The 13,382-nt window shown below is 68.6% G+C and carries 11 protein-coding genes; 4 read left to right on the top strand and 7 right to left on the bottom strand.

The features are described 5' to 3' along the window. Positions 1–132 precede the first annotated feature (132 nt). From LDO15_RS21290 to LDO15_RS21280, 3 genes are read right to left on the bottom strand one after another with little or no spacing between them, the layout of a single operon-like run. Positions 133–987 (bottom strand): SDR family oxidoreductase, encoded by an 855-nt coding sequence (locus LDO15_RS21290; RefSeq protein WP_223982162.1) that lies wholly within the window; start codon positions 985–987, stop codon positions 133–135. Positions 988–991: 4 nt separating this feature from the next. Next, positions 992–1,996: an aldo/keto reductase family protein gene (locus LDO15_RS21285; RefSeq protein ID WP_223982159.1), complete on the bottom strand. Its 1,005-nt coding sequence runs from the start codon at positions 1,994–1,996 to the stop codon at positions 992–994. 40 nt (positions 1,997–2,036) lie between these two features. Beyond that, positions 2,037–2,624, bottom strand: coding sequence for a hypothetical protein (locus LDO15_RS21280; RefSeq protein WP_223982156.1), 588 nt, complete (start codon positions 2,622–2,624; stop codon positions 2,037–2,039). A gap of 289 nt (positions 2,625–2,913) precedes the next feature. Between LDO15_RS21280 and LDO15_RS21275 the strand changes: the two genes are divergently transcribed. Further along, positions 2,914–3,318, top strand: a complete 405-nt coding sequence (locus tag LDO15_RS21275) for a YchJ family protein (RefSeq protein ID WP_223987619.1) — start codon at positions 2,914–2,916, stop codon at positions 3,316–3,318. 24 nt (positions 3,319–3,342) lie between these two features. Here LDO15_RS21275 and LDO15_RS21270 read toward each other — a convergent pair whose 3' ends face one another. From LDO15_RS21270 to LDO15_RS21255, 4 genes are all read right to left on the bottom strand, one after another. Then, positions 3,343–4,140, bottom strand: coding sequence for a hypothetical protein (locus LDO15_RS21270; RefSeq protein WP_223982153.1), 798 nt, complete (start codon positions 4,138–4,140; stop codon positions 3,343–3,345). A gap of 124 nt (positions 4,141–4,264) precedes the next feature. After that, a complete protein-coding gene (locus LDO15_RS21265) occupies positions 4,265–6,196 on the bottom strand; it encodes an acyl-CoA dehydrogenase family protein (protein ID WP_223987617.1) in 1,932 nt (643 codons plus the stop codon). 153 nt (positions 6,197–6,349) lie between these two features. Further along, the gene (locus LDO15_RS21260; RefSeq protein ID WP_223982150.1) at positions 6,350–6,688 is read right to left on the bottom strand and encodes a hypothetical protein; all 339 of its coding nucleotides are present in this window, start codon (positions 6,686–6,688) and stop codon (positions 6,350–6,352) included. 217 nt (positions 6,689–6,905) lie between these two features. Further along, entirely contained in the window at positions 6,906–7,286 is a 381-nt protein-coding gene (locus tag LDO15_RS21255) for a hypothetical protein (RefSeq protein WP_223982147.1), read from the bottom strand. A gap of 164 nt (positions 7,287–7,450) precedes the next feature. Between LDO15_RS21255 and LDO15_RS21250 the strand changes: the two genes are divergently transcribed. Genes LDO15_RS21250 through LDO15_RS21240 form a run of 3 tightly spaced genes read left to right on the top strand, consistent with a single transcriptional unit; the run spans position 7,451 to position 13,331 of the window. After that, entirely contained in the window at positions 7,451–8,923 is a 1,473-nt protein-coding gene (locus LDO15_RS21250) for a DUF3375 family protein (protein WP_223982145.1), read from the top strand. Between the two features lie 2 nt (positions 8,924–8,925). Continuing rightward, positions 8,926–9,825 carry a DUF4194 domain-containing protein gene (locus LDO15_RS21245; RefSeq protein WP_223982142.1) on the top strand — a complete coding sequence of 300 codons (900 nt, stop codon included), beginning with the start codon at positions 8,926–8,928 and terminating at the stop codon, positions 9,823–9,825. Further along, positions 9,822–13,331 (top strand): ATP-binding protein, encoded by a 3,510-nt coding sequence (locus LDO15_RS21240; protein ID WP_223982140.1) that lies wholly within the window; start codon positions 9,822–9,824, stop codon positions 13,329–13,331. Before LDO15_RS21245 ends, LDO15_RS21240 begins: the two co-directional genes overlap by 4 nt. Positions 13,332–13,382: the final 51 nt, after the last annotated feature.

Below are 13,382 nucleotides of genomic sequence, written 5' to 3'. Positions count from 1 at the left end.
TCCGGCCCGGCCCGGGTTTGGCCGGTGTCACCTGAATTCAGGTCTACGCCGGAGTCCGGAAGCCGTCAATACTGGGATCTGCACCCGGGTCCCTGCCGGTGGAGGGGCCGGCGGCGAAACCGGTGCCGCCGCCTAGAGCCGGTGCGACTCCGCCAGGAACTGCTCAAGGCTCAGCGGCTCGCGGCCCGTCAGCTCATGCACGGCGGAGGTCGGGCCGGCCAGTTCACCAGCCGCGATGGCCGTGTACGTGCTCACCCAGGCGTCCACCTGCCACGGCGGCGCCCCGTAGGAGGCGCGGGAGGCGTAGGCCTCCGCCAGGGTCTCGTTGTGGAAGGTGATGGTCCGGCCGGTTCCGGCGGTCAGGAGTTCCGCGCCGCGGGCCAGGGAGATGTCCTCCGGACCCGTCAGATCGTAGGTCCGTCCCACGTGCAGGGCGGGGTCACGCAGCACGGTGACGGCCGAGCGGGCGATGTCGGCCCGCGCGACGGCCGCCATCACGCCGTCGCCGGCGGGGCCGCGGATGACGCCGTCGTCCCCCGCCAGCAGCGGCAGGAAGTCCAGGTAGAAGTTGTCCCGCAGGAACGTGTAGTCCATGCCGGAGGCCTTGATCCGCTCCTCCGTTGCGAAGTGGTCCCGGCCCAGGGTGAACGTGCAGTCCGGCGCAGCCCCGAAGAACGAGGTATACACAATGTGCCGGACACCCGCCGCGGCCGCCGCGTCGACGAAGGCGTAGTGCTGCTGCAGCCGGTCTTCGGCCTCCGCTGCGGAAACCATGAACAGCGTTGTCGCGCCGGCCAGCGCCGCCTTCGCCCGCTCCGGGTCGGCGTAGCTGGTCTCGAACGGGACGGCGCCGTCGAGAACCGGTGCCCGGGCGGCGTCCCGCACCAGGAGGCGCTGCCGGCTGCCGGCCCGGGCCAGCAGCCTGGCCACCAGGCCGCCCAGCTGGCCGGTGGAACCGGTGACGGCAAGCTCAGGGGCGTCGGGCATGGGCCTAGGCCTCGCGGGAGGCGGGCGACTTGGTCTGCGCGGGGTCGCGTTCGGCCAGCGAGCCGATGGCGGCATCAATCTTGTCCATGATCACCGGGTCCAGCTTCACGCCGGCGGCCGCCACGTTCTTCTCGATCTGTTCCGGCCGGGACGCGCCCATGATGGCCGACGCGACGTTTTTGTTCTGCAGCACCCAGGCGATGCTGAGCTGGGCCATGGTCAGCCCGGCCTCTGCCGCGATCGGCCTGAGCTGCTGGACGCCGGTGAGGACGTCGCTGGACATCCAGCGCTCGATCATCCGCGAACCGCCCTTCGTGTCCGTGGCGCGGCTGCCTTCGGGCGCCGGTTTTCCGGGGTGGTACTTGCCGCTCAGCACGCCCTGCGCCATCGGGGACCAGACGATCTGGGACAGACCCAGCTCTTCCGACGTCGGGATCACCTCGGCTTCGATCACCCGCCAGAGCATGGAGTACTGCGGCTGGTTGGAGATCAGCTGGAAGCCCAGTTCCTTGGCGAGGCCATGGCCTTCACGGATCTGGTTGGCCGTCCACTCGCTGACCCCGATGTACAAGGCCTTGCCCTGCCGGACGATGTCCGCGAAGGCCTGCATGGTCTCTTCCAGCGGCGTCTCGTAGTCGTAGCGGTGGGCCTGGTAGAGGTCCACGTAGTCGGTCTGCAGCCGACGCAGGGAACCGTTGATCGACTCCATGATGTGCTTGCGGGACAGCCCAAGATCGTTGTGGCCCTTGGGGCCTGTGGGGCCGAAGACCTTGGTGAAGACTTCCAGGGACTCCCGGCGTTCGTCCTTGAGGGCTTCGCCAAGGACGGTCTCGGCCGCGGTATTGGCGTAGACATCGGCCGTGTCGAAGGTGCTGATACCGGCGTCGAGCGCGGCCCGGACGCATTGGGTGGCGACGTCGTTCTCCACCTGGGAGCCATGGGTCAGCCAGTTGCCAAAGGTGATTTCTGAAATCTTGAAGCCGCTGTTCCCGAGGTATCTGAATTCCATGGGTTCCAACGTAGCGGACTTACCAGCCCGGGGTAAGGGCTCAGCCTGCTTTGCGCTCCTGGGCGGGCCGCTTGGCCTTCCCGGCCGCGAGGCTGCCGTGCAGCGATACGAGCGAGCCGGTGTCCAGCAGGGACTTCGCTGCCGGCATGGGCGGCTTCTTGAAGGCGCGCGGGACGGCGCCGAGTGTGCCATTGCTGTCCGTGGCCGACGCCACGAGAGCGGCGACCTCCGTGATGTCCCCAGCCGGCGCCTCGGGGCTGGGCAGGTCCCGGACGGAGACCCGGACGGCCGGCCCGGCTTCGGCCTTTGCCCTCTCGGCGGCGCGGGCATCTGCCCGGGCCACGGCGGCCGCCCATTCCGGCGACAGTGCGGGTTCCTTCTTGCTGGCATTCCTGGCGGGGCGGCGCGGCTTCGCCTGCTTCACTGGCTCGGCGGAGCGTGCGGGGCGCCCGGGGCGCCTGTCGACTAGTCCGGCGACGGCCATGACAACAACAACCGCAAGCCGGCCGATCCCTGCAATCACGAGGGTGGCGGCAAAGACCATGAAGAGGCCGAGGAACATGACGAAGGCGACGCCGAGGGTTCCGAAAAAGGTCAGGTGCAACGCAATGGTTGTTGGATCTTCCATGTCACCTTTCCTTGCCGGCCTGCTTCAGCATGGTCCCTGCCGCACGCATGCGGCGGGCAGGAGCCCCCTTAACAATACGTACTTTTCGCCGGCCCCGCGCCGCCCGCGGCGGGCCGGGCGAAGATGTGTCGAAGCCGTTATTGGCGATCGGCGTCCGGCGGCGCGGACCAGGCGTCTATAGTCAAAGACAGCCCCGCCGGCACCGTCCGGCCCGCCGGAAGGACACCTTGTGACGCATGCCGCAGCCGCCGATTCCGGGTCCCTTGGCGGATCTGGCACGGACCGGTCCGTGATCCGGCCGGCCGCGCCGTTTGAAGGCAACTGCCCGTGCCTGTCCGGCGAGCAGTATGCCAGCTGCTGCGGCCGGTTCCACCGCGGGGATGCCGAGGCGCCGACGGCGGAGCAGCTCATGCGCTCCCGGTACAGCGCGTTCGTGCTCCGGGACGCGGACTACCTGCTGCGGACCTGGCATCCGGACACCCGGCCCGCGGAGCTGGAGCTGGACGACGGCATGCAGTGGCGCCGCCTGGACATCCTTTCCACGAGCCGCGGCGGCCCGCTGGACAGCGAAGGCGTGGTGGAGTTCGCGGCGCACTACCGGCACGACGGCGAACGCGGTGTGCAGCGTGAAACCAGCCGCTTCGTTCGCGAAGACCGCCGCTGGTACTACCTCGACGCCGTCGTCCCGGGCTGACGTCTCACGGCCGGCGGACCCGGCTTAGAAGTTCCGGTCCTCGACCTCTGCCGCCGCGGCAAAGCCGGCCCGGTCCACCTTGCGGTGAAAACGCATCCCCGCGAGGCCGCCCAGCACCGCGCCCACCAAAGCCACCACGGCCACGACGACCGCCGCGATGATGCTCATGGTGTTCAACTGTCCCTCGTTGACCGGGATGCGCGGGAAGCTGTTCAGGCTTGCCAGGATATTGAACCGCTGCCCGGCGACCAGGCCCAGCAGGGCGACCACGATCGCCGCGATCAGGGCCCAGACCCAGACCATGAAGCCCTGCCTGGCGCCGTTGAAGCGGGCCATGCGGCCGGCCACGTACCCGCCGCAGTAGTAGGCGACCAACAGGATCACGAGCAGCACGATGATGCCGGCCAGCCCGACGGTCTGGTTGTTCGAGGCCTGGTCTACGGCGTCGTTGACATCCGTGTTGGTGGCCAGTCCGACGGCGGTGCCGCCGGCGGCGACCAGCGCGGTGAGCAACACGGCAGTGCCGGTGGCAGCCAGCCAGCCGAAGAACGCTGAGCCGACCTTGATGCCGCCGAACTGTTCCTTTTCGCGGGCCACGACGGTTTCGCGGGTGGGAACCTCCTCCGCAACGGTGCCGGACGCGGCGTCGGCAGCAGTGCCTCGGGCCGGCGCTTCGCGGACGGGGGTGCGGACAGGAGACCGGCCGGGTTCATCGCGGCCGGATTCCTGGTGTGCACGGACTGCCGTCACCGGCGCGGTGTTGCCGTCCTCCGGTGTGGCATGGCGGGGCGTCGTGTCATCGGGGCCTGCGGTGCTGCTCATCGGGACTGCTCGCTTTCGCTGAATGACCGGCAGGGTAGGGGCCGGTCCCGGGTCCACCTAACCACGGCGGATTGCAGTTAGCAAGGATGCTTACTATCCGTCGTGGCGGCCCGTCAGTTGCCCGTCAGCGGTATCTGCGGTGCAGGTCTTCCTTCACTGAGGCGCGCCGGCCGGCGTCGGCAATCCACGGGCCGGTGCCTTCCGACTGGTCCAGGACTCCGGCCTCAAGCCACGCGTAATCGCCGGACAGGGTCTTGCGGGCCAGCATGTGGTCGGCGTCGTCGGTGTTCCGCCAGAGCCGGTCGAAATATTCGTCCACGCGGACACGGGCCTGTTCGCAGTAGGCCTCGGCGAGTTCGTAGGCGGAGGCGCCGCGTTCCGGCTGTGTCCGCAGCAGCATCTCGGCCCGGGAGCAGCACGCCGCCATCGCGAAGAGCTCGGCGCCGATGTCCACGATCCGGCCCAGGAATGCCTGCTTGTGCTCCAGCTTGGCCTGCCAGCGGCCCATCCCGTAGAAGGTCTGCCGGGCCAGCCGCCGGGAGGAGCGCTCCACGTACCGCAGCTGCTTGGCGAGCCGGCCGAAGTCGCTGTAGGACCGCGGGTCCATGCCGGCGCCCGCCACGAGCCTGGGCAGCCACTTGGCATAGAAGCCGGAGGCGCCCACGGCGGCTTTGGCCTTGTCCGAGAGGCGGGCGTCCTCCGAGGCGAGATCTCCCGCGGCGGCCAGGTGTGCGTCCACGGCTTCGCGGGCGATCAGCAGCTTCATGATTTCCGAGGACCCCTCGAAGATCCGGTTGATCCTCAGGTCGCGGAGCTGCTGTTCCGCGGCAACGGCCCGTTCACCGCGGGCCTCGAGCGAGTCGGCCGTTTCAAAGCCGCGGCCGCCGCGGATCTGCACGAGCTCGTCCGCGATGAGGCAGCTGATCTCGGTGCACCACAGCTTCGCCAGGGCCGCCTCGATCCGGACGTCCTTCTGCCCGGCGTCGGCCATTTCCGCGCAGAGTTCGAACACCGCATCCAGGGCGAAGGTGCTGGCCGCGATGAAGGCAATCTTCTTGCCCACGGCCTCGTGCTGGCCGATCGGCCGTCCCCACTGGGTCCGGGCGTTGGACCATTCCCGGGCGATTTTCAGGCTCCACCGACCCGAGGCGACGCACACCGCGGGGATCGAGAGCCGGCCAGTGTTGAGTGTGGTGAGGGCGATTTTCAGGCCCTGGCCTTCGCGGCCCAGCCGGTTCGCCGCCGGGATCCTGACCTGGTGGAAGCGGGTGACGCCGTTTTCAAGACCGCGAAGTCCCATGAAGGTGTTGCGGTTTTCCACAGTGATGCCCGGGGAGTCCATTTCCACCACGAACGCGCTGATGCCGCCTTTGTGGGTGGTCCCGTCCGGGTCCGTGTGCGGCGGCACGAGGGCCATGACCACAACGAGTTCGGCGATGACCCCGTTGGTGGTCCACAGTTTGACCCCGTCCAGAACGTAGGACCCGCCGTCGTCGGAGAGGACCGCGGTGCTGCCCATCCGTGCGGGGTCGCTGCCGACGTCGGGCTCGGTTAGGAGGAACGCAGTGATGGCGCCGGCGGCGCAGCGGGGCAGGTATTCCTGCTTCTGGGCGGGCGTGCCGAAGACCTTGACGGGCTCCGGGACGCCGATCGACTGGTGCGCGGACAGCAGTGCGCCGAGGCTCGGATGCACCGAGCCGAGCAGCGCCAGTGCGCGGCCGTAGTACACGAGGGTGAGGCCCAGGCCGCCGTATTCGCGGGGGATCTTCATGCCGAAGACACCGAGTTCGGCGAGCCCGGCGAGGTATTCATCCGGGACCCGGTCCTCGCGCTCAATGCTGCGTCCAGACATCGTGCGGCAGAACTCCGTGAGGCGGGCCATGAAGGCCTCGCCGCGTTCGACGTCGTCCGCGGGGGCCTCGGGCCACGGGTGGATCAGGCCGAGGTCGAAATTGCCGAGGTAGAGGCCCTTCGCGAAGCTGGGCTGGTTCCAGCTGGTCTCGCGGGCAGCCTCGGCGATGGCCCGCGCGTCGGCGGCTGTTGCCTCGGGACCGATGTGGTCCGGCGCCCCCGCGGTCCCGGGCGCCGGCGTGCCTGGTGTCGGGGTTTGGGGTGCGGTGGCGGGGTCTTCAATGGCAGAGCTCACTGGGCATCTCCTCTAACCGGGTGGCCGGTTCGAGCCCTGGATCCGCCGCGGGTGGAGGACCCTTCAGCTGTCCCGCAATACTACTCGCGGGTAAGTGCCGGTGCTAGGGGCCGCCTGCCCTTGATAGTCGGCCCGGAAGTCCGTGCCGAAATCGACCTGGAATTCGCCCGGCAACTCGACGGTTGAGGCGTGGTGGACCAGACGGTCCCACCCGTGGTTGATGCCGTGGACCAGGCCCACCACCACGGTGGCCACGAGGTACCAGGCGAGCCGTCCCACGCCCACAAGAACCATGGCTGCGAACGCGGACCCCATCATGAAGAGGCCGATTAACAGGGCGAACACGAGGGTGCCAAAGACCACCATCGTGCCCGTTTCCACTGCGCTTAGGTCGAACTGCATTCTTCCCCCTGCACCGTTGCTGCGGTTGAATCAGTAGCCCGAGCGTAGGGCGCAGGAGACGTGCTCAACTAGGGTCTTTTGGACGATCCCCCCTCTTGATACGGGATCGAAATGCTACCCGGGCGTAGGTCACGGCACGGTTGCGGCACCCTCACCAGATCCGGGTGCCGCAGCCGCCTGTCCGTGCCGGGAAAAAACTGCCGGAACGCTGGCGGCGTCAGTCGTCGTCGCGTTCCGGAACGCTCTGGCCCAGGACCTGGAAATCGGTACCCACGGCGACCTCTACCTCGGACCCGTCATTGAGGCGGACTTCCACCTCATAGGCCGCCCCGGATTCGTCGTTGCGCTCCACTTCCGTGACACTGCCCTGGCCGACCTTCGCCAGCGCGGCGCTGGCTGCCTGCGCGCGGTCGGCGTCGGTGAGCGCCGGTTCGTCGGAATCGTCACCGAGTGCGATGCTCCCGATTCGGGCTGTGACGGCGTCCGGACTCCCGGACCAGAGATCCCTGGCCTGGGTGGCCCCGACCGCAATCGACGCCCCTCCCAGTACCACCGCTGCAGAGGCCGCCCCCGTGATCCACACTGTTCTCTTCCGCATGATCGTCTCCCATCAGCTGGTCATTCCAGTCTGCTCCGACTTGGGGGAGCCCACAACGATGAATCCGGCCGGAGCCCTGCGTTAACCTTGTACCTGGCAGTTTTTCGAATCCGCTGCCGCGCAACGCCACCCCAAACCAAGCTCTGGAAGTCGAAGGAGAGCGCGTGTCCCGCTCCGCCGTGTCATCAGCCGACGCCATCAGTGCCCGGCTCCGGGACCTAGAGCTCCTCACCAAAGGACCCGCGTGGGCGCTGACGCGCTCGGCGCCGTGGGTGATCGCCGTACTCCAGGCCTCCTTCACGCGCACCCGCGCCCAGCTGCCGCTGGAAGAGTTCCACGCCGACGTCGACGCCTTCCTTGAGCAGCTCCGCCGGCAGGCCCCCGGCACGGGAGAGCAGCAGGGCGGCCAGGCCGGCGGCGCGGCGTCCGGGAAGAAATATGCCGACGAGTGGACCCGCAAGAACTTCCTGACGCGCCGGAACCAGTCGGGTCAGATCGTGTACGAAGTCACTGAACCCGCCGCCCGCGTCCTCGCCTTCCTGGATAGCCTGTCGAGCGAACGGTCCACGCTGAACGGCTCCCGGCTGGGCACGCTGCTCGGCGATGTGGAGAAGCTCGCCAACGAGACCAACCCGGACCAGAGCGCACGGCTTGAATCCCTCGAAGAGGAGATCGACGAGCGCCGGCAGCTGATGCAGGACATCAGCTCGGGGGACTTCGACGGCCTGCTCGACGACGACGAGGCCGTGGAGGCCGCCGGCAACATCCTGGACCTCGCCGCAAGCCTGCCCGCGGACTACAAGAAGATGCGTGACCGGATTGAGGAGCTCGTCGGGGAACTGCGCAACCAGATCATCGAGGAATCGCTGAGCAAGGGTGCCACCATGGCCCAGGTGCTCGAGGCCGATAAACGGCTCCGGCAGAGCCCCGAAGGCCGGACCTTCCGTTCCTTCACCGCGTTCCTGGAAGACCCGCAGCAGCAGCTGCGGTTCCGGTCCGCGATCGGCGAAGTGCTGAGCCGGCAGTTCGCGGACGAGCTCAGCCACGACGAACGCGAGACCCTCAAGAACCTCGTGGCCGAACTCCGCAGCCAGCACAGCCAGATCCAGAGGATCTACGGCAAGCTCAGCGAGAGCCTCAACACGTATGTCCAAAGTGATGACTTCCGCCAATCGGTCCGGCTCCGCAAGGTCCTGCGGGAGGCCGAGCAGGCCATCCGCTCCCTGCCGTATGAGCGCGACCGGCCCGGCTTGGTCCCCGGTCCGGTGCTGTTCAGCGCCGGCTTCGAGTCCCTGGCCATGGTCAAGCTCTTCGACCCGGACGAGTTCGCGGCACCGCCTAAGCTGGCCGACCCCATCGCGTTCTCGGACTCGGACCGGGCGCGCTCGCCCCGGACCGCCAAGGCCAGGCCGGAAGCCATCCGCGCCGCGCTCGCGGGGGCCTCAACCCTCACCGAGGCCTGGGCCCAACTCCCGCCCGGGGAGCGCCACATCAACTCCATCCGCGCCCTCCTCTCGCAGACCCTGCACGACGGCGCCGGCTTCGACCGCGAGACCTGGGGCCCCATCGAATTCGAACAAATCGACGGCACCACCCGCACCGCGTACCTGCCCGTCGTCACGCTCACGAAGGATTGAAAATGACTGAAGAGACTGCGACAGGGACCGCGACACAGACTGCGGCAGGGACCGCGACAGGGACTGCGACAGAGAGCGAGACGACGGGCCTGCCGTCCGTGCCCACGGCGCCTGCCCACCAGGGCGACCACGTGCGGACCGATCCCTTCACGGTGACCCCGCGGGACACGTTTGTCGACGGCGCTGCCCTGTTCCCGGGCGATACGGGCGTTCTCCCGATGAAGGTCCGGCAGGCGCTCGTGAAGCTTCTCAAAGGCCCCTACATCGACGGCGGCCGCGACGAGAAACTGTGGACCACGCTGCTGGACAACCAGCTGATCCTGCGCAGCCGCCTCTCGGAGCTGTTCCTGACGCTGCAGCTGGACCACGAGCGCAAGGTCGCTGTGCTGCGGCCCGTGGACCCCGAGGCGATCGGCGGCAGCACCCGCTCCAGCATCCTGCGGCAGCAGCGTGCCCTGAGCCGCGTTGAAACCATAGTCCTGCTCCGCCTGCGACTGCTCCTGGACCGGCACGTCACCGCCCAGACCGACCCCACGATCACGCGCGAGGAAGTCGCCGAACTCATCGCCCACTACCAGCCCGCCGGCCAGCAGGACGCCCTCCGCGATGCCGACGTCGTCAACCGTGCGATCACCAAACTCCTGGCCCGCCAACTCCTCCTCGCCACGGGCCTGGACGAGGTCTACACGATCTCCAACGCCCTGCCCCTGGCCCTCCCGTTCGAAAACATCGGCGACATCCCAGCCCAGATCGAAGCCTTGGTGGCAGCCAGCACCGACCCGGCAGGAACCGAACCCCTGATAGAACTCGACACCGATAGTTCCGCGGAAGAGGACGGCGACGACGCCGATGCCGCCCCCGCAACCACAACGGACTCAACCGAAACCGAGGCAGCCAAGTGAGCATCGCAACCATGCTGCCGATGGGTGAGCTGACCAACCCCGGCCAGATGCGCCTGGCCCTCGTCCAGGTGGTCAACTGGGGCACGTTCCATGGCGCCCACACCATGCACGTGGACCGCAATGGCACCCTGCTGACCGGCAACTCCGGCGTCGGCAAGTCCACGCTGTTCGACGCGATGCTCCGGGTCTTTGATGCCCGACCGCGCTCCAACGAGGCCGCGGCGCAGCGGGCGGGAGGCGCCGTCGAGGACAAGCGCACCACGTTCACGTACATGCGCGGCAAGGTGGGCGACAAGGCGGTCGGCGAGGGCTCGGCCAGTGCCTTCCAGCGCCCCGGGGCGACGTGGTCCGCCGTCGCCCTGACGTTCGACAACGCCGCCGGCACCAAAGTCACGGTCTCGGCGCTGTTCGACCTGCCCAAGAACGGCACGGAATCAAGCGTCGGCCGGTTCTACGTGATCGACAACAAGCCGCTGGACCTCGCGGCGATCGAGGGTATTGCGGACAAACGGTTCACCAAGTCCGCGCTCGACGCGACCTTCCCGGATGCCCAGGTCTTCGATGTCCACAAGGCGTTTGCCGAGCGCTTCCGCCGCCTCCTGGGCATCAATTCGGATCAGGCGCTGCCGCTGCTGCGGGTCATCCAGGCCGGCAAGGGGCTCGGGGGCAGCGTCAACACGTTCTTCCGCGATCAGGTCCTCGACGCCCCCGCCACGCTGGCTGCCGCGGACGACGTCGTCGAGGAATTCAGCAACCTCATGTCCATCCGGCAGCGCCTCGAGGACGTCCGGCAGCAGCGCGACCAGCTGGCTCCCGTTCCCGGGCTGAACAAGGAGTACGCGCAGGCGCTGCTCGACGCGAACCGGCTCCGGGAGCTTTCCGGCGGGGAGTTCGAGGCCTACAAGCAGCGGCTCGCCGTCACCGTGCACGAGAAGACCCTGGCACAGCTGAAGGAGCTCGCCCAGGCGAAGGCGGGTGACCTCGCCGCCGAACGCGCCGTCCGCGACGGCCTCGCCAAGGAGCTCCGCCAGCTCGAGGCGGAGTACAACAACCAGGGCGGCAACGCGATTTCCGCGATCGAGCAGTCGCTGGAGAACGCCCGGGTGGGGCTCAAGCTCCGCCAGGAGGTGGAGGAATCGACCCGCAAGGCGCTGTCCGACGCCGGCCTGGACCTTCCATGGTCGGCCGCCGGCTGGGAGCAGGCCCATGCCCACGCCGCGGCACGTTCGGCCGAACTGCAGGACGATTCCGAGGCGCTCAAGGAGCTGAGGTTCGAGGCGTTCGACGGCCACGCGACCAGGAAGCGCGAGCTTGCCGCCGCCCAGCAGGAACTCGTGTCACTGAAGACGCGCAAGTCGCTGCTGCCGCCGTCGAGCATCGAAAACCGCGGCGCCATCGCGGCGGCCACGGGCGTGCCCGAAGAACACATGCCCTTTGGCGGCGAACTCATCGACCTCGCCGACGGGCAGGAACAGTGGCGGCCGGCCGCCGAGCGAGCGCTGCGGAGCCTGGCCACCACGCTGCTGGTGCCGGGAGAGCACTTCGCCGCCGTGACCCGCTACCTCAACGACAATTCCGTGCGCGGGGCGCTGCGCGCGGTGGACGTCTCCCGGCCCCTGGCTGGCGGCGCACTGGCCGTGGCGGACGTGGCCGACGGCGACCTGCTCACCAAGCTCAGTTTCCTCACCGACGCCGGGCTGGCCGCCGGCCCGCACGCCAGCGCGCTGGCGGAGGCCAGCGCCTGGCTCCGCGAACGGATTGCCCTCGACTTCGCCTACCCCTGTGTGGAAGACCCGGACGAGCTCGCCGGCCTGGACAAGGGCTTGAGCCTGGGCGGCGTGGTCAAGCGAAACCGCCACACCGTGGAAAAGGACGACCGCTTCACGTCCCGCCAGGACTACGTCCTCGGGTTCGACAACGCCGCCAAGCTCGAACTCGTGGCGGCCCAGGTCGAGGACCTGCAGCAGGAGCTGGCCAAGGCCGCCGAACTGGCGCGAAGCCGGGAAGAATCGCACCAGGGGATGACCCGGCAGCTTGACGCCCTGCGCCGCGTGGCCGACGACCACAGGACCTGGGAGCAGGTTTCGGCAGCGGTGGCCGCGGAGGAGCTCGCCCGGATCGAGCAGCGCCTCAAGGATGCCCTCGCCGCGCAGGCCGACCTCGAACCGCTGCGCGCCAGCATCGAGGCTGCTCGGCAGAAGCACCAGTCCAGCACCGAGGCGGCGGCCGTGCTGCAGAGCGAGTACAAGGCCCTGGATTCGAGGTTGACCGCCGCCGATTCGCTGCTCGACGCCGCACGTGACCGCCTGGCGCAGTCGCCGCCGTCGGACGCCAGCGTCGCCGCGCTGGAACCGTACTTCGCCGGCTTCGGCGACCTTCAGGAGATGCACGAACTCGACAACCTCGCCAACCAGGTCCGCACCCGGCTCCTCGCCGAACTGCACGGTGCCGAGTCCCGCGGGCAGGCCACCTCGGAGCGTCTCACCCGCATTTTCGAAGGGTTCGTCCGTGAATGGGGCACGGCGATTTCCGCCGACCACGGCACGTCGATCGGCGCGGCGGGGGAGTTCGAAGCCCGCTACCACGCCATTGTCAGCGACGGACTGCCCGCACAGGAGGCCGAGTTCCGGCAGTTCTTCAACCAGCGCACGCACGAGTCCTTCAGCACCCTGCTGCACCTGCTGGACGAGGAACGCCGCGCCATTACCAGCCGCATCCTGCCGCTGAACGGCATCCTGTCCGAGGTCAATTTCCACGAGGGCAGCTTCCTGGAACTGGACATCAAGCAGACCCTGCCCGCGACGGCGAAGCAGTTCAAGGACGCCATCCAGAACGCGCTCAAGGTCCGGCACGCCCGGCCGGGGAAGGCCGCGTCCACGTCCTCGTCCGGGTCCGCGTCGGAGACGGACGCCGACGTCGAGCTCACCAACCGCTACAAGTCGCTCGAAACGCTCGTGAAGCGGCTCGGCTCGCAAACCCCGGAGGACCGGCGCTGGCGGGCCGAGGTTCTGGACGTGCGCGGGCACCTGTTCATCCAGTGCAAGGAGCACCGCGAAGTGCTGGGTGCCGGTTCCAAGGGCGCCGGGAAGGGTGCGAAGAAGACCGAGGTCTTCATGCACGCGGACACCGGGTCCATGTCCGGCGGCGAGCGGCAGCGCTTCACCGCGTTCATCATGGCGGCTGCGCTGAGCTACCAGCTGGGCATCGCCGAGCAGGGCTTCACGACCTACGGCACCGTCATGATGGACGAGGCGTTCGTGCTCGCCTCGGAGGAATTCGCCGGCGCGGGCATCAAGGCGCTGCACGAGTTCGGCTTCCAGCTGCTGCTGGCTGCGCCGGAGAACGTGATCGACCTCTCCCGGCACCTGGGCTCGGTGACGGAGATCCTGCGGGACAAGCGCACCAACCGCTCCGGCGTCCTGACCGCTCCCGTGATTGCTCCGCGCCCCGGCATGGAGGGCACCTGGCGGTCCGAGGCGAACCCCGTGGACATCGTCCTGCGCTGACCCCGACCCCTCCCCCCAAGCAACGCGGGGTCACTTACGGCCCATAAACGC

The organism is Arthrobacter sp. NicSoilB8 (assembly GCF_019977355.1).
GTDB lineage: Bacteria > Actinomycetota > Actinomycetes > Actinomycetales > Micrococcaceae > Arthrobacter.
This window is presented reverse-complemented; position numbering and strand designations above follow the sequence as displayed.

Excerpts from the sequence above, each read along its gene's own strand:
- LDO15_RS21290 (WP_223982162.1), bottom strand. The coding sequence starts at position 987 with ATGCCCGACGCCCCTGAGCTTGCCGTCACCGGTTCCACCGGCCAGCTG.
- LDO15_RS21285 (WP_223982159.1), bottom strand. The coding sequence starts at position 1,996 with ATGGAATTCAGATACCTCGGGAACAGCGGCTTCAAGATTTCAGAAATC.
- LDO15_RS21280 (WP_223982156.1), bottom strand. The coding sequence starts at position 2,624 with ATGGAAGATCCAACAACCATTGCGTTGCACCTGACCTTTTTCGGAACC.
- LDO15_RS21270 (WP_223982153.1), bottom strand. The coding sequence starts at position 4,140 with ATGAGCAGCACCGCAGGCCCCGATGACACGACGCCCCGCCATGCCACA.
- LDO15_RS21260 (WP_223982150.1), bottom strand. The coding sequence starts at position 6,688 with ATGCAGTTCGACCTAAGCGCAGTGGAAACGGGCACGATGGTGGTCTTT.
- LDO15_RS21255 (WP_223982147.1), bottom strand. The coding sequence starts at position 7,286 with ATGCGGAAGAGAACAGTGTGGATCACGGGGGCGGCCTCTGCAGCGGTG.
- LDO15_RS21245 (WP_223982142.1), top strand. The coding sequence starts at position 8,926 with ATGACTGAAGAGACTGCGACAGGGACCGCGACACAGACTGCGGCAGGG.